The 15,614-nt window shown below is 72.1% G+C and carries 11 protein-coding genes; 7 read left to right on the top strand and 4 right to left on the bottom strand.

The window, feature by feature from the left end; translation table 11 throughout:
- Positions 1 to 15: 15 nt before the first annotated feature.
- Positions 16 to 753: a MerR family transcriptional regulator gene (locus tag DJ476_RS02930; RefSeq protein WP_112489750.1), complete on the bottom strand. Its 738-nt coding sequence runs from the start codon at positions 751 to 753 to the stop codon at positions 16 to 18.
- Positions 754 to 914: 161 nt separating this feature from the next.
- Here DJ476_RS02930 and DJ476_RS02925 point away from each other — a divergent pair, with 161 nt between their 5' ends.
- Together DJ476_RS02925 and DJ476_RS02920 are read left to right on the top strand one after the other, a co-directional pair.
- A complete protein-coding gene (locus DJ476_RS02925; RefSeq protein ID WP_112489749.1) occupies positions 915 to 1,391 on the top strand; it encodes a macro domain-containing protein in 477 nt (158 codons plus the stop codon).
- A 94-nt stretch (positions 1,392 to 1,485) separates the two neighbouring features.
- Positions 1,486 to 2,406, top strand: coding sequence for an oxygenase MpaB family protein (locus tag DJ476_RS02920; RefSeq protein ID WP_318294315.1), 921 nt, complete (start codon positions 1,486 to 1,488; stop codon positions 2,404 to 2,406).
- Positions 2,407 to 2,451: 45 nt separating this feature from the next.
- Here DJ476_RS02920 and DJ476_RS02915 read toward each other — a convergent pair whose 3' ends face one another.
- Positions 2,452 to 4,038: a M1 family metallopeptidase gene (locus DJ476_RS02915; RefSeq protein ID WP_112489748.1), complete on the bottom strand. Its 1,587-nt coding sequence runs from the start codon at positions 4,036 to 4,038 to the stop codon at positions 2,452 to 2,454.
- A gap of 305 nt (positions 4,039 to 4,343) precedes the next feature.
- Between DJ476_RS02915 and DJ476_RS02910 the strand changes: the two genes are divergently transcribed.
- Together DJ476_RS02910 and DJ476_RS02905 are read left to right on the top strand one after the other, a co-directional pair.
- Positions 4,344 to 5,732: a M14 family metallopeptidase gene (locus DJ476_RS02910; RefSeq protein WP_112489747.1), complete on the top strand. Its 1,389-nt coding sequence runs from the start codon at positions 4,344 to 4,346 to the stop codon at positions 5,730 to 5,732.
- A gap of 73 nt (positions 5,733 to 5,805) precedes the next feature.
- Complete coding sequence (locus tag DJ476_RS02905; protein ID WP_112489746.1) at positions 5,806 to 7,551, top strand: BCCT family transporter; 1,746 nt, start codon at positions 5,806 to 5,808, stop codon at positions 7,549 to 7,551.
- Between the two features lie 285 nt (positions 7,552 to 7,836).
- Here DJ476_RS02905 and DJ476_RS02900 read toward each other — a convergent pair whose 3' ends face one another.
- A complete protein-coding gene (locus DJ476_RS02900; protein ID WP_112489745.1) occupies positions 7,837 to 8,769 on the bottom strand; it encodes an FAD-dependent oxidoreductase in 933 nt (310 codons plus the stop codon).
- 277 nt (positions 8,770 to 9,046) lie between these two features.
- Here DJ476_RS02900 and DJ476_RS02895 point away from each other — a divergent pair, with 277 nt between their 5' ends.
- The 3 genes from DJ476_RS02895 (at position 9,047) to DJ476_RS02880 (ending at position 12,981) form a co-directional block, all read left to right on the top strand.
- Positions 9,047 to 10,243: a glycoside hydrolase family 64 protein gene (locus tag DJ476_RS02895; protein ID WP_103417216.1), complete on the top strand. Its 1,197-nt coding sequence runs from the start codon at positions 9,047 to 9,049 to the stop codon at positions 10,241 to 10,243.
- A gap of 132 nt (positions 10,244 to 10,375) precedes the next feature.
- Entirely contained in the window at positions 10,376 to 11,110 is a 735-nt protein-coding gene (locus DJ476_RS02890) for a carbonic anhydrase (protein ID WP_112489744.1), read from the top strand.
- 233 nt (positions 11,111 to 11,343) lie between these two features.
- Positions 11,344 to 12,981, top strand: a complete 1,638-nt coding sequence (locus DJ476_RS02880) for an ABC-F family ATP-binding cassette domain-containing protein (protein WP_112489743.1) — start codon at positions 11,344 to 11,346, stop codon at positions 12,979 to 12,981.
- A gap of 67 nt (positions 12,982 to 13,048) precedes the next feature.
- Here the strand turns inward: DJ476_RS02880 and DJ476_RS02875 are convergent, their stop codons facing one another.
- On the bottom strand, positions 13,049 to 15,481 hold the full coding sequence (locus tag DJ476_RS02875; RefSeq protein ID WP_112489742.1) for a Tex family protein: 2,433 nt from the start codon (positions 15,479 to 15,481) through the stop codon (positions 13,049 to 13,051).
- Positions 15,482 to 15,614 lie beyond the last annotated feature (133 nt).

Genomic DNA, 15,614 nt, shown 5'->3' with positions numbered 1-15,614 from the left:
GGGCCGCGTTCACCGTCACTCGGCAGTGAACGCGGCCCGCAGCTCCTCCTTCAGCGACCGCTGAAAGGCCGTCACCAGGGCCTGGACGACGATCGGTTGCATATGGGCCGAGAGCGACTTCATCGCCGCCACATGCTCCGGATCGCCCTCGCGTTCCCGGTACGGATTCCACACCTCGTCCCGGAAGAGCCGGGTCATCTCCTGGGCGGCGGAACGGGTGTGCTCCAGCAGCACGGTCCGGGCCGCGAGGATCGTCTCGTGGGCGATCGGCACATCCAGCAGCTCGACCCCGAGCCGCAGCAGCCCGAGATCCACCCGGTACGGTCCGCCGTCCCCCTCGGGCTCGGGCCGGACCAGCACCCCCATCGCCGCCAGCCGGTCCACATCCGGTTCGGTGAGCGCCCGCCCCGCCCGCTTCTCCAGCTCGGCCCGGGTCATGTCCTCGGCCCTGTCCGGCGCCCAGGAGGCCACCAGCGCCCGGTGGATCGCCAGATCGTGGGCGCTGAGGTCGGGCGGCAGCTGCTCCAGATACCGTTCGATCGCGGCGAGCGTCATGCCCTGGTGCTGGAGCTCCTCGATCAGCGCGAGCCGCGAGAGGTGGTCGGCCCCGTAGTGCCCGACCCGGCGCGGCCCGATGACCGGGGGCGGCAGCAGGCCCCGGGTGCTGTAGAACCGCACGGTACGTACGGTGACCCCGGCGCGCGCCGCCAGCTCGTCCACCGTGAGCGTGGGCTCGTCGGTCCCCGTCGCCATCTCTGCTCCCCGCACTTCGGACCCTCGTATCGGACAGTGCCGCTGTCTCACCACTACTGTGAAAGTCTCCGGCACCGGGGCCCCGCCGTCCACCCCGGCCCCGTTCCGTGCCCGCCCCGCTCTCCGGCCCCGTTGTCAGTGCCGGGCCGTACGGTGAAGCCATGTCGGGGATCACGTATGTACGGGGGGACGCCACGGTCCCGCAGGGCAAGGGCGTCAAGGTGATAGCGCACGTCTGCAACGACCTGGGCGGCTGGGGCAAGGGGTTCGTCCTCGCCCTCTCCCGCCGCTGGCCCGAGCCGGAGGCGGCCTACCGCCGCTGGCACCGGGAGCGCGCGGGCAACGACTTCGGCCTGGGCGCGGTGCAGTTCGTCCAGGTCGGGATGTATCTGTGGGTGGCCAACATGGTGGGCCAGCGAGGGATGCGCAGGGGCAGCAAGGGCGTGCCCGTGCGGTACGAGGCGATCGACGCGGCCCTTGGCGCGGTGGCCGTCCGGGCGGGCGAGCTGGGGGCCTCCGTCCATATGCCGCGCATCGGCTGCGGGCTCGCGGGCGGCACCTGGGCCCGGGTCGAGCCGCTGATAGAGCGGCGCCTGATATCCGCCGGCCTGCCGGTGACGGTGTACGACCACGACTGACCACGACTGACGGGGGCGTCGGCCGGGGCGGTCCTGGAAGCGGCCACGAGGCCCCGGCCTCACGCGTCCGGCACGGGCGAGAGATCATGGAGGGATGAGGAAAGGCCAGCACACGGCAGGCCCGCCGGAGCCGCGGGAGCACGGGACGAGCAGCGCGGACGACCCCCTGCCGCCCCCGCCCGGCGGGGTGCTCTGGAGCCTCTCCGGCGACGTCCGGGCCCTGCTGATGCTGCCCGCCGCCCTCACCCTCCAGGTTGCCCACCCGGCCGTCGGCGCGGGCGTCGACGAGCACTCCGTCTTCCGCACCGACCCCTGGGGGCGCGGCGAACGCTCCCTGCGCTCGCTCCAGCTCTGGGTGTACGGCGGCGACGGGGCCGCCGAGGAGGGGCGCAGGCTGCGTCGGCTCCACCGCACCATCAGGGGCACCGACACCCGGGGCCGCGCCTACCACGCGCTGACGCCCGCCAACTACGCCTGGGTGCACGCCACCGGTTTCCCCGTCTACCGGCACGCGGCGCGCTATCTGATCCGGCCGATGACCCCGGCGCAGGAGCGGGCCCTGTACGCGGAGTGGCTCCAGGTCGGCCGGATCCTCGGCATCCACGACCGGGACATGCCGCAGACCATCGAGGAGTTCTGGCCGTACTGGGAGAAGATGCTCGCCGGGGAGATCGAGGCGACGACCGTGGTGCGCGAACTGGTCGACGTCGACCAGCCCGTGCCCGCACCGGATCGTGGCCCGTGGCCGCTGCGGATGATCCTGCGCGCCCTGTGGCCGGTGCTCCTGCCGCCGCTCGCCCGCTTCCGGCGGTTCGTCACCGTCGGGCTGATGCCGCCGGACGCCCGCGCGGCGATCGGCCTGCCGTGGACGGCGGCCCAGGAGAAGCGGCTGCGGCGGTTCTGCGCGGTGGTGCGGGCGGTGGTCCCCGTACTCCCCGAGCGGCTGCGGTATCTGCCGAGGGCGCGGGCGGCCCGTGCCGCGCACGCGGCCGCCGGGGGCCGCCGGAACGGCTGAACGCCACCGCTCCGACGGCCCCCGACCCAGCACGTGCCGCGCGTATCAGCGGTGGCCGTGACCCCCGTGACCGTCGCCGCCGTGGCTGCCCCGACCGTGGTCGTGACTGCCGTGACCGTGGTCCCCGTGGTCGTGGATCGTGTTCGTCGCCGCGATCTTCTTCCACGACGCCGGCCGCTCCGGCTTGACCGCCGCCCGGGACGACAGCGCGTTCTTCGCGATCCCCGCCGAGGCCGCCGCCGGGACCGCCGGCCGCCTCGGCTGGTACAGCCAGGTGTCGAACAGCGTCGCCAGCGGCTTGCCGGAGACCCGCTCCGCGTACCGCAGGAAGTCGCCCACGGTCGCGTTGGAGTGTGCCTTCTCCGTCGGCCACCCCTTCAGCAGGGCGAAGAACGTCTCGTCACCGACCTCGTTGCGCAGCGCCTGGAGCGCCAGCGCGCCCCGGTCGTAGACGGCGATGTCGAACTGCTTGTCCGGACCGGGGTCGCCCGGCTTCACCTTCCAGAACGGGTCGTCCGCCGGGTGTTGGGCGTAGACGTAGTCCGCCAGCTCCTGCGCGGTGCCCTCGCCCTCCTTCTCCGACCAGAGCCACTGGCTGTAGCGGGCGAACCCCTCGTTGATCCAGATGTCCTTCCAGCCGCCCACCGACACGCTGTTGCCGTACCACTGGTGCGCGATCTCGTGGACGACGACCGAGACGTTGGCCCCGTTCGCGAACTGCCGGGGGCTGTAGAACGGACGCGTCTGGGTCTCCAGCGCGAAGCCGCTGGTCACATTGGGCACATAGCCGCCGAGCGCGTTGAACGGATACGGGCCGAAGACCTCGGTCAGCCACTCCGCGACCTCGGTGGTCCGCTCGATGCTGGCGCGGGCGGCACCGGCGTTGGGGCCGAGGTCCTTGCTGTAGGCGTTGAGCACCGGCAGGCCGTCGGCGGTCCTGTCCGTCGTGATGTCGAACTTGCCGACCGCGAGCGTCGAGAGGTACGTGGCCTGCGGCTTGTCGGAGCGCCAGTTGAAGCGCGTCCAGCCGAGCCTCGAACTCTGCGACACGAGAACGCCGTTGCTGATCGCCTGCGTGCCGTCCGGCACGGAGACCGAGATGTCGTACGTGGCCTTGTCGAGCGGGTGGTCGTTGCTCGGGTACCACCAGACCGCCGACTCCGGCTCCTGCGCGGCGACACCGCCGTCCGGGGTGCGGGCCCAGGCGGTCCAGCCGTCGATCTTCAGCTCGGAGGGCTTCCCGGCGTACCGGACGACCACCGAGACGTCCTTGCCTTTCGTCAGGCGGTCCGCCGGGGTGATCTCCAGCTCCTGGTCACCGCTCTTCGCGAAGGCGGCCTTCTTGCCGTTGACCCGTACCTCGGAGACGGCGAGCCCGAAGTCGAGGTTGAAGCGGGTCAGCTCCTGCGTAGTGGTGGCGAGGATCGTCGCCGTGCCCTCCAGCAGGTCGGTCGCCGGCTGGTACTTCAGCCGCAGGTCGTAGTGGGAGACGTCGTAGCCGCCGTTTCCGCTGGCCGGGTAGTAGGGGTCGCCGATACCCGGGGCGCCCACGGTGCCGGTGGCGGCCGATGCCGGGATCGCCAGCACGAGGGTGGCCGCCAGAGCGCTGGGGACGATGAATCTGCGGTGCACGCATACTCCAAATCGTCGGACGGTCGGCCGGGCGTGGGATGTCGCGGCCCGGCCGTGCGACCGGTCGGAGTGTGGTTCCGACCGGTCAGGAAAGAGGCTAAGCAGCCCGCGGGGCAGGCCGGTCGATTCCGGGCATCCCTGTCACACGATCGCCATGCCCTCGTCACGGTCGGCAGTGATCGCCCCCTGTTGCACGGGAGTTCACCCGGGTAACCTCCGCTGCACCGACAGACCGGCGTGCCACGCGGTGTCCGCCGCGCGCACTCCGGCCGTACCCCGAGCCGTACTCCGGGAGGCAGCCGCTGATGACCCCTCGCCTCACCCGCGCGCTCCGCATGCTCAGCCCGCACCCGTGGCTGGGGCCGGTCGCGGGGGTGGCCCACCCGCCGTCCGGCTTACCGCGCCGCGGCCCGGGGGTCCGGCGGCGGAGTGCGGTCGTGGCCGGGGTGCTGGCGGCGCTGGCCGTCCCCTTCGCGATCGCACCGGCGGAGGCCGCGCCCCGCCCGCCGCGCACCGCGTTCGAGACGAGCGACGGGGCGCGCTGGACCGGGCTCGGGGAGGAGCAGGCGTTCCTGGGGGCGGTGGACCGGGCGAGCGACCGGGTCACCGTCGACCGGATCGGCACCACCAAGGAGGGCCGCCCCCTCCAACTCGTACGCATCGGGCAGCCACGCCCTGCCGCGACCACGGTCCTGCTGATCTGCAGTCAGCACGGCGACGAGCCCGCCGGACGCGAGGCCTGTCTGACCACCCTGCGCGACCTGGCCTTCGCCGAGGACCGGACCACCCGTGCCTTCCTCTCCCGTACGACGGTCCTGGTGCTGCCCACCGCCAACCCCGACGGCCGCGCAGCCGACACCCGGGGCAACGCGGACGGTGTCGACATCAACCGGGACCACATCGCCCTGGCGACCGCGGAGGGCCGGACCATCGCCGCCGTCGTCCGCGACGAACGGCCGGATGTCATCTACGACTTGCACGAGTACGGGGCCACGCCCCCGTACTACGACAAGGACCTCTTCGTCCTCTGGCCCCGCAACCTGAACGTCGCGGACGGGGTCCACGGCCTCTCGAAGACCCTCGCGGAGCGGTACGTACGGCCCGCCGCGACCCGGGCGGGCTACAGCAGCGGCCACTACGGGATCTGGACCGATCCCGCCACCGGCGACCCCGTCAAGCAGACCGCGGGTGACGGGCAGGAACGCATCCTGCGCAACGCCTCCGGCCTCAAGCACGCCGCCGGCCTCCTCATCGAGTCACGGATCGACGCGCTGAGCGCGGAGGAAAAGGACGACCCCGCCCTCAACCAGCGGCGCCGGGTCCACTCCCAGCGGACGGCCCTCCGCGGCCTCTTCGACTTCACCGACGAGCAGGGGACCCGCCTCCGCACGGCGACCGGGCTCTCCCGACTGGCGGGGTTCGCGGACCGCGGCCCCGTACACCTGGGCGGTGCCGACAACGAACCGGCCCGGCCCGATCAGATCCTCACCGACCCGCCGTGCGGCTACCGGCTGGACGCGGCCCAGTATGCCGGGGTGAAGGACGCCCTCGCCCTGCACGGCGTCCGCTCCGGCCAGGACGGGGATGGCGTGTTCGTGCCCCTCCGTCAGTCGGCCAGGAAGCTGATTCCGCTCCTTCTCGACCAGCGGGCGACATATCCCCTCACATATGGTCAAGCCAACACCACTTGTTGATCCTTCTAGAACGTGGGCAGGTGTGGTACTGCCTACGAAGCGTGTTTTTCGGACTCGGTGAAAGGTGCCATCAGTGCCCCAGGACGACCAGCCGGCGGAGGGACGGGAGCAGCTGTCGGTCACGGCGGACCTTCCTCCTGAGCCCGTCAACACCCGGAACCCGACCACCGACCGTGTGGTGTTCGGTATCACGGCGGTCCTCACCCTCGCCTTCGTCATCTGGGGCGCGACCGCCACCTCATCGCTGGAGACCGCGTCCGGCAAGCTGCTCGAGGGGCTCATCCACAACGGCGGCTGGGCCTTCATGCTCGCCGCCTCGGGCTTCGTCATCTTCGCCCTGTGGCTGGCGATCAGCCGGTACGGGAAGATCACGCTCGGCCAGGAGAACGAGGAGCCGGAGTTCCGGACCATCTCCTGGATCGCGATGATGTTCAGCGCCGGCATGGGCATCGGGCTGATGTTCTGGGGTGTGAGCGAGCCCCTCGCCCACTTCCGTACCCCGCCGCCCGGCACCGACCCGGCCGACTCCGCCGAGGCGATGCAGACGGCGATGGCCACCACCCTCTTCCACTGGACGCTCCACCCCTGGGCGATCTACGCGGTGGTCGGCCTCGCCATCGCCTACAGCGCGTACCGGATGCGCAGGCGGCAGACGATCAGCGCGGTCTTCGAGCCGCTGATCGGCAGGCGCCGGGCGCGCGGCGGGTTCGGGCGCTTCATCGACATCCTGGCCATCTTCGCGACCCTCTTCGGCTCGGCGGCCTCGCTGGGTCTCGGCGCGCTCCAGATCGGCAGCGGGATCCAGGAGCTCGACTGGCTGGAGAAGGCGGGCACCGGGCTTCTGGTCGCCGTCATCGCCGTGCTGACGGCCTGCTTCGTCGCCTCCGCGGTCTCCGGTGTGGAGAGGGGCATCCAGTGGCTCTCCAACATCAACATGGTGCTGGCCCTCCTGCTGGTCGTCTTCGTCTTCATCGCCGGTCCCACGATCTTCGTGCTCGACCTGATCCCCACCTCGCTGGGCGCCTACATCAGTGACCTCGGGCAGCTCGTCGGCCGGACGGAGGCCACCGGCGGCGGTGACGTGGCCGACTGGCTCGGAAGCTGGACGGTCTTCTACTGGGCCTGGTGGATCTCCTGGACACCGTTCGTCGGCATGTTCATCGCCCGGATCAGCCGGGGCCGCACGATCCGCCAGTTCGTCGGCGGCGTCATCCTGGTACCCAGTACCGTCAGCCTGATCTGGTTCGCCGTCTTCGGCGGTACGGCGATGAAGCTGGACGAGGCGGGCAAACTCACCGGCGCCGACACGCCCGAGGCGCAGCTCTTCGGCGTCCTCCAGGAGTTCCCGATCGCCACCGTGACGAGCATCCTGGTGATGGTCCTCGTCGGCATCTTCTTCGTCTCCGGTGCGGACGCCGCCTCGATCGTCATGGGCACGCTCTCGCAGAAGGGCGTCCTGGAGCCGGGCAGATGGGTCGTCATCTTCTGGGGTGTCGTCACCGGGGCTGTGGCCGCGATCATGCTGCTCATCGGTGACGGCAAGGAGAACGCGCTCGAAGGGCTCCAGAACCTCACCATCCTGGTCGCCGCCCCCTTCGTCGTCGTGATGATCGGCATGTGCGTGGCCCTGATGCGGGACCTGCGCCGGGACCCGCAGATCGTCCGCCAGGAGTTCGGTGTGGAGGCCGTCGAGTCGGCGGTCATCGAGGGGCACGCCAAGTACGACGGCGACTTCGAGATCCGTATCGGCCCCGGGACGACGGTGACCTCGGACGAGCGCCACAAGGAGGTACGGATGGAGAAGCGCCCCGAGGAGTGATGCCGGGGGACGCGCCGGGCGGTACCTCGCGCGCGGCGGCGGGCCTGACGGCACCGCCGCCGCGCGCTGGTGTTCCACGGGGCGGTGTCGCGTACGGGGGTGATGCGTAAGCGGTGTCGCGTAGGGCGGTGCTGCGTACGGCGGTGGCTCGCCCGGAGGCACCGAGCGCGTTGGCACCTCGTACGGTGGTGGCCCGCCCGGCGGCACCGAGCGCGGCAGCACCCCCGTACGGCGCACCTCGTACGGCGCAGTACCCCGCGCGGCAGCAGCGGACGCGGCGGCGGCTCAGCCCACCAGGGCGGCCGCCGCCCGCGCGCAGCCCCAGGCCACGGTGACTCCCGCGCCCCCGTGCCCGTAGTTGTGCACCAGCAGCCCGCCGCCCGGCAGCACCCCGGCCTCGATCCGCACCCCGCCCTCCCGGACCGGCCGCAGCCCCACCCGGTGCCCCAGCACCCGGGCGTCCGCGATCTCCGGCCGGACCCGCGCGCACCGCGCCACGATCTCCCGCGCCACCGCCGCGTCGGGCTCCGGGCGCTCGTCGTCCGCCCGGGCCGTACCGCCCAGCACCAGCCGGCCCGGCTGCGGGAAGAAGTACGTCGTCGCCTCCGAGGCCGGGTCCGCCTCGGTGAACCACTCCTCGATCCCCGGGTTCTCCACCAGCACCAGCTGCCCCCGCACCGCCCGCATCCCCGGGTCCGGCACCAGCTCGCGGGCCCCGAGCCCCGTGCAGTTCACCACCACCGGGCTCCGCTCCGCCGCCTCCGCGAACCCGCTCACCGCCCGCCGCTCCACCGCACCGCCCGCCGCCACGAGCCGCCGCTCCAGCCAGACCAGGTGCACCGGCATGTCCAGCAGCGGCAGCACCACCCGCAGCCCCTCGGCCACCTCCACGGCGCCCTTCAGCTCCGCCGCCCAGGGCCCCAGCGCCGCGAACCGCTCCCCGCCGTGCAGCCCCGGCACCAGCCGTACGCCGGTCTCCCCGGGGGCGGCGGCCAACTCCTCGTACACCGCGAGCGTCTCCAGCGACCAGGCGCCGACCCGCTCGGCGGGCTCGATCCGGTAGGGCCACCACAGCGCGCCCGCCACCGCCGAGGTCGTCGCCCCGGCCGGATCGCGCGACCAGATCCGCACCCGCAGCCCGCGCTCCGCCAGGGTCACGGCGGTGGTGAGGCCGATGACCCCGCCGCCCACCACGATCACATCCGCTTCCGTGGCCACTCCTGTCACTGTGCCGACCGTCCTCTCGGTGCGCGTCCGCCGCTTCCGTACGCGGCTTCGCTGCTCGGACGCTAACGGAAACCGGAATCCCGAGGCCAGGGTGAGGGGGGCAGAGCGCGGGACCACGGCCCGGCGACTACGGCGGGGCGAGTTCGACGAGTTGAGGCACGCTCGTTGACAGTTGTTGGCGCCGACGGGATTCTGAGAGCGCTCTCATGCTCCAGGTGATGTACCCCCCGTTCCACCCCCACGGATTCGCCCGATGAGGAGGACGAGCATGCCCGTTCCATGGAGAGGCCTCGCTTCGCTGACCGCCGCGCTGGCCCTGGCCCTGGGTCTGGCCACCGGCGTCGCCGAGCAGCCCGCCGAGGCGGCGGTGCCCGCCACCATCCCGTTGACCATCAAGAACGACTCGGGACGCGCGGACCAGATCTACATCTACAACCTCGGAACCCAGCTCTCCACCGGCCGCCAGGGCTGGGCGGACGCGAACGGCACCTTCCACCCCTGGCCCGCCGGAGGCAACCCGCCCACCCCGGCGCCGGACGCCTCGATCGCCGGGCCGCGCAACGGCCAGTCGGTGACGATCCGCATGCCGAAGTTCTCCGGCCGCGTCTACTTCTCGTACGGCCAGAAGCTCGACTTCAGGCTCACCACCGGCGGCCTCGTCCAGCCCGCGGTCCAGAACCCGAGCGACCCGAACAGGAACATCCTGTTCAACTGGACCGAGTACACGCTCAACGACGCGGGCCTGTGGATCAACAGCACCCAGGTCGACATGTTCTCCGCCCCCTACGCCGTCGGGGTCAAGGCGCCCAACGGCACCGTCAAGAACACCGGGCGGCTCAAGGCGGGCGGCTACAACGCCGTCCTCAACGGGCTCCGCAACCAGTCCGGCGGGTGGGCGGGCCTCATCCAGACCCGGTCCGACGGAACGGTCGTGCGCGCCCTGTCCCCGGGGCACGGCGTCGGCTCCGGAGCCCTGCCGGCCGGCATCATGAACGACTACATCAACCGGGTCTGGAGCCGTTACAGCAGCTCCGTCCTGACGGTGACCCCGTTCGCGCACGAGCCGAACACCAAGTACTACGGCCGGGTCTCCGGGAACGTCATGAACTTCACCAACAGCGCGGGCGCCGTGGTGACCTCGTTCCAGAAGCCGGACTCCGACAGCGTCTTCGGCTGCTACAAGCACCTGGACGCCCCCAACGACCTGGTGCGCGGCCCGATCTCCCGCACCCTGTGCGCGGGCTTCAACCGCTCCACCCTGCTGAACGGCACGAACCACCCCGACAACAACCCGGCGAACTTCTACAAGGACTCCGTGACCAACCACTACTCCCGCCTCATCCACGCGCAGATGGTGGACGGCAAGGCGTACGGCTTCGCCTTCGACGACGTGGGCGCCCATGAGTCGCTCGTCCACGACGGCAACCCGCAGGAGGCGTTCATCACGCTCGACCGGTTCAGCTGATCATCTGTGTTCTCGGGCGGGTGGTGTGACACGGCCAGGCGTGTCACACCACCCGCCCAAGAGATGGTCAAGGTGTGGCCAAGGCACGCCAGGTGCCAACTCGCGCCACCAGTACGGGGTTAGCGTCCGCTCGTGAAAATCACCCGAGCTGCCCGGGCGGCGCCGACCACGCGCCGCACCCTCCTCCGTGCCTCCGCCGCCACCGCGGCGGCCGGCGTCCTCGCCGCCGGTTCCTCGCCCGTGGGCGCCACCCCGCGGACCCCGGCCGCACCCCTGGCGCGCCCCACGAACCCCGCCGCGGCGCTCAAGGAACTCGCCGCCGGGAACCGCCGCTGGCGCACGCTGCGCCAGCGCCACCCCCACGAGGCCGTCGCGGTGCGCAACTCACTGGTGTCCGGCCAGGCGCCCTTCGCGCTGATACTGGGCTGCATCGATTCCCGCGTCCCGCCGGAGCTGGTCTTCGACCAGGGGCTCGGTGACCTCATGACCGTCCGCTCGGCCGGTGAGGTGCTGGACGAGGCGGTGCTCGGCAGCATCGCCTACGGCGTCCTCGAACTGGGCATCCCGCTGGTCGTGGTCCTGGGCCACCAGTCGTGCGGCGCGGTCGCCGCCGCCGTACACGCGGAGGAGACGGGGGAGCACCTGCCCGCGCACATCCAGTACGTCGCCGACCAGATCCGGCCCGCGATCGACCACGCGCACCACGGTCCCGCGCGGGTGGACGCCACGGTCAGCGCCCAGGTCCGGCTGGTCCGGGACCGGCTGGCGCGCGAGGCCGACCTCGCGGCGCAGGTGGCCGCCGGAAAGCTGACGGTGGTGGGCGCGCGCTACGAACTCAACACCCAGCTGGTCCACCGCATCGACTGACGGGCAGCGCGGCCGGGTCCCGGAGCCGGACCCGGGCCGTGGCCGGGACTGGGACCGAAACCGGACCCGGACCCGGATCGAAACCGGACCCGGACCCGGACCGAAACCGGACCCGGACCCGGACCGAAACCGGGACCGGGACCGGACCGGGACCGAAACCGGACCGGGACCGACGCCGCCCCGACACCGCCCGGCACGGCCACCGGGACGCGGCCATTAGGATCGGCACCCTGATGACTGCCACCCTCGTCGCCAAGGACCTCGCCGCCGGACACGGCGACCGCACGCTCTTCGCCGGACTCGACCTCGTCGTCGCGCCCGGGGACGTGATCGGTCTCGTCGGAGTCAACGGCGCCGGTAAATCGTCCCTGCTCCGCCTGCTCGCCGGTCTCGACCGCCCCGAGGAGGGCGAGCTGCGGCTCTCCCCGCCCACCGCCACCGTCGGCCACCTCCCGCAGGAGCCCGAGCGGCGCGAGGACGAGACCGTGGCCGCGTTCCTGGCCCGCCGCACCGGGGTCGCGGATGCCCAGCGGGCCATGGACGAGGCGACGGAGGGCCTGGTCGCCGGGGCGCCGGGCGCGGACGACGCGCACTCCGAGACCCTGGAGCGGTGGCTCGCCCTCGGCGGCGCGGACCTGGAGGAGCGGGCCGCGCAGGTCGCCGCCGAGCTGGGGCTCACCGTCAGCCTGGACCTGCCGATGACGGCCCTCTCCGGCGGCCAGGCGGCGCGCGCCGGACTCGCCTCGCTCCTCCTCTCCCGCTACGACGTCTTCCTGCTGGACGAGCCCACCAACGACCTGGACCTCGACGGCCTGGAGCGCCTGGAGCGCTTCGTCTCGGGACTCCGGGCCGGGACCGTCGTCATCAGCCACGACCGCGAGTTCCTGATGCGCACCGTCACCAAGGTGCTCGAACTCGACCTCGCCCAGCAGCAGATCAACCTGTACGGCGGTGGGTACGCGGCCTATCTGGAGGAGCGCGAGACCGCGCGCCGGCACGCCCGCGAGGAGTACGAGGAGTACGCCGACAGGAAGGCATCCCTCGAAGCGCGCGGCCATATGCAGCGCTCCTGGATGGACAAGGGCGTCAAGAACGCCCGCCGCAAGGCCACCGACGGCGACAAGCTCGGCCGCAACGCCCGCAGCGAGGCGAGCGAGAAGCAGGCGGCGAAGGCCCGGCAGACCCAGCGCATGATCGAGCGCCTCGATGTCGTCGAAGAGCCGCGCAAGGAGTGGGAGCTGCGGATGGAGATCGCCGCCGCCCCGCGCTCCGGCTCGGTCGTGGCGACCCTGCGCGAAGCCCGGCTGGTGCGCGGCGACTTCACCTTCGGCCCCGCCTCGCTCCAGATCGACTGGGCCGACCGGGTCGCCATCACCGGCGCCAACGGAGCGGGCAAGTCCACACTGCTCGCCGCCCTGTTGGAGCGGCTGCCGCTCGACTCCGGCCATGCCGCGCTCGGTTCGGGCGTCGTGGTCGGGGAAGTGGACCAGGCCCGGAAGCTCTTCCTCGGCTCCCAGACGCTGCTGGAAGCCTTCTGCGCGGCCGTCCCCGACACCGAACCAGCCGAAGTCCGCACGCTGCTCGCCAAGTTCGGGCTCAGGGCCGACCATGTGATGCGCCCGGCCACCAGCCTCTCGCCGGGCGAGCGCACCCGGGCCGCCCTCGCCCTGCTCCAGGGCCGGGGCGTCAACCTCCTGGTGCTCGACGAGCCGACGAACCATCTGGACCTGCCCGCCATCGAGCAGTTGGAGTCGGCCCTGGAGAGCTACACCGGCACCCTGCTGCTGGTCACCCACGACCGCCGGATGCTCGAAGCGGTCCGCACCACGCGTCGCATCGAGGTGACGGACGGCCAGGTCAAGGAAGTCTGAGCGCGCTGACGACGACGAGGGGGCGGGCCGCACATGCGGCCCGCCCCCTCGTCGGATCGGCCGGGGCTCAGCGCCCCCGGCCACCGCCCTGCTTCGGGTCGGACGTCAGACCGGCCCGCCGCAGCGCGTCCGCCATCGCGCTGTTCGCCGGAGCCGGAGCACCCTGCGCCTGCCGGCCGCCGCCACCGCCACCGCGCCGGTCGCGGCCGCCGCCCTGACGGCCCTGACCGCCACCGGAGCCCTGGCCGCCCTGCCCCTGCCGCTGCTTCGGCGGCCGGGAGCCGCGCTCACCGCGACCTTGACCGCCGCCGCCCGCGCCCGGCTCGTCGTCCAGTCGCAGCGAGAGCGAGATCCGCTTGCGCTGCACATCGACGTCCATGACCTTGACCTTCACGATGTCCCCGGGCTTCACGACATCGCGCGGGTCCTTCACGAACGTCTTCGACAGCGCCGACACATGGACCAGGCCGTCCTGATGGACGCCGACGTCGACGAACGCGCCGAAGGCGGCCACGTTCGTCACGACGCCCTCCAGCACCATGCCGGGCTCCAGGTCACCGATCTTCTCGACGCCCTCCTTGAAGGTGGCCGTGCGGAAGGCGGGCCGGGGGTCGCGCCCCGGCTTCTCCAGCTCCTTGAGGATGTCCGTCACGGTCGGCAGACCGAACACGTCGTCCACGAAGTCCGCCGCGCGCAGCGACCGCAGGGTGTCCGTGCTGCCGATCAGCGCGGCGACCTCGCCGCCCGTCGTCTTCGCCATCCGCCGCACCACCGGGTAGGCCTCGGGGTGCACGCTGGAACCGTCCAGCGGGTCGTCGCCGCCCCGGATGCGGAGGAAGCCCGCGCACTGCTCGTACGCCTTCGGGCCGAGCCGGGCCACGTCCTTGAGCGCCTTGCGGGAGCGGAAGGGGCCGTTGGTGTCGCGGTGCGCGACGATGTTCTCCGCGAGCCCCGAGCTGATCCCGGAGACCCGTGAAAGCAGCGGCGCGGAGGCGGTGTTGACGTCTACACCCACCCCGTTCACACAGTCCTCGACGACCGCGTCCAGCGAGCGCGAGAGCTTCACCTCGGACAGGTCGTGCTGGTACTGCCCGACGCCGATCGACTTCGGGTCGATCTTCACCAGCTCGGCCAGCGGGTCCTGGAGCCGCCGCGCGATCGAGACCGCGCCGCGCAACGACACGTCCATGTCGGGCAGTTCCTGCGAGGCGAAGGCGGAGGCGGAGTACACCGAGGCGCCCGCCTCCGAGACCATCACCTTGGTGAGCTTCAACTCCGGGTGCTTGTCGATCAGTTCACCGGCGAGCTTGTCCGTCTCCCGGGACGCCGTGCCGTTGCCGATCGCGATCAGGTCGACCGCGTGCTCCTTGGCGAGGTGCGCGAGCTTCGCCAGCGCCTGGTCCCACTTGTTGGCGGGCACGTGCGGGTGGATCACATCGGTGGCCACCACCTTGCCGGTGGCGTCGACGACCGCGACCTTCACCCCCGTACGGAATCCGGGGTCCAGGCCCAGCGTGGCGCGCGTCCCGGCCGGGGCGGCCAGCAGCAGATCGCGCAGGTTCGAGGCGAAGACCCGTACGGCCTCGTCCTCCGCCGCCGTGCGCAGCCGCAGCCGCAGGTCGATGCCCAGGTGCACCTGGATCCGGGTCCGCCAGGCCCAACGCACCGTGTCGCCCAGCCACTTGTCGGCCGGGCGGCCCCGGTCCGCGACGCCGAAGCGGCGGGCGATCATGCTCTCGTACGCGGACGGGCCCGGCTGCTCGGCCGCCTCGGGCCCGTCCGGCTCCAGCACCAGGTCGAGCACGTTCTCCTTCTCGCCGCGCAGCATCGCGAGCACCCGGTGCGAGGGCAGCGCGGTGAACGGCTCCGCGAAGTCGAAGTAGTCCGCGAACTTGGCGCCCGCCTCCTCCTGCCCCTCGCGCACCTTCGCCGCCAGCCGGCCACGGGTCCACATGCGCTCGCGCAGCTCACCCGTCAGGTCGGCGTCCTCGGAGAACCGCTCGGTGAGGATCGCCCGCGCGCCCTCCAGGGCCGCCGCCGCGTCCGCCACGCCCTTGTCGCCGTCCACGAAGGCGGCGGCAGCGGCGAGCGGGTCGACCGACGGGTCCCCGAGCAGGCCGTCCGCCAGCGGTTCGAGCCCCGCCTCCCGGGCGATCTGGGCCTTCGTCCGCCGCTTGGGCTTGAACGGCAGGTAGATGTCCTCCAGGCGCGCCTTGGTCTCGGCTCCCCGGATCGCGGCCTCCAGCGCGGCGTCGAGCTTGCCCTGCTCGCGTACGGATTCGAGGATCGCCGTACGCCGCTCCTCCAGCTCCCGCAGATAGCGCAGCCGCTCCTCCAGCGTGCGCAGCTGCGCGTCGTCGAGCGATTCGGTCGCTTCCTTGCGGTAGCGAGCGATGAACGGCACGGTGGACCCGCCGTCGAGCAGCTCGACGGCCGCCCTGACCTGTCGCTCCCGTACGCCGAGTTCCTCGGCGATCCTGCCTTCGATGGACGTCGTCACGGTTCTACCGACTCGCCTTCTCGTACTGGCTGTGCAGTGACAGGGCCCTCTCGTTCGGATCCGGGCCCCCGGCTGCATTCTGCCGGGTGGCCGGGGCCCCTGTCGCGTGACCTGGTCGAACACGCCCGGAGGC

Origin of the sequence: Streptomyces bacillaris (assembly GCF_003268675.1) — a bacterium.
Lineage (GTDB): Bacteria > Actinomycetota > Actinomycetes > Streptomycetales > Streptomycetaceae > Streptomyces > Streptomyces bacillaris.
This window is presented reverse-complemented; position numbering and strand designations above follow the sequence as displayed.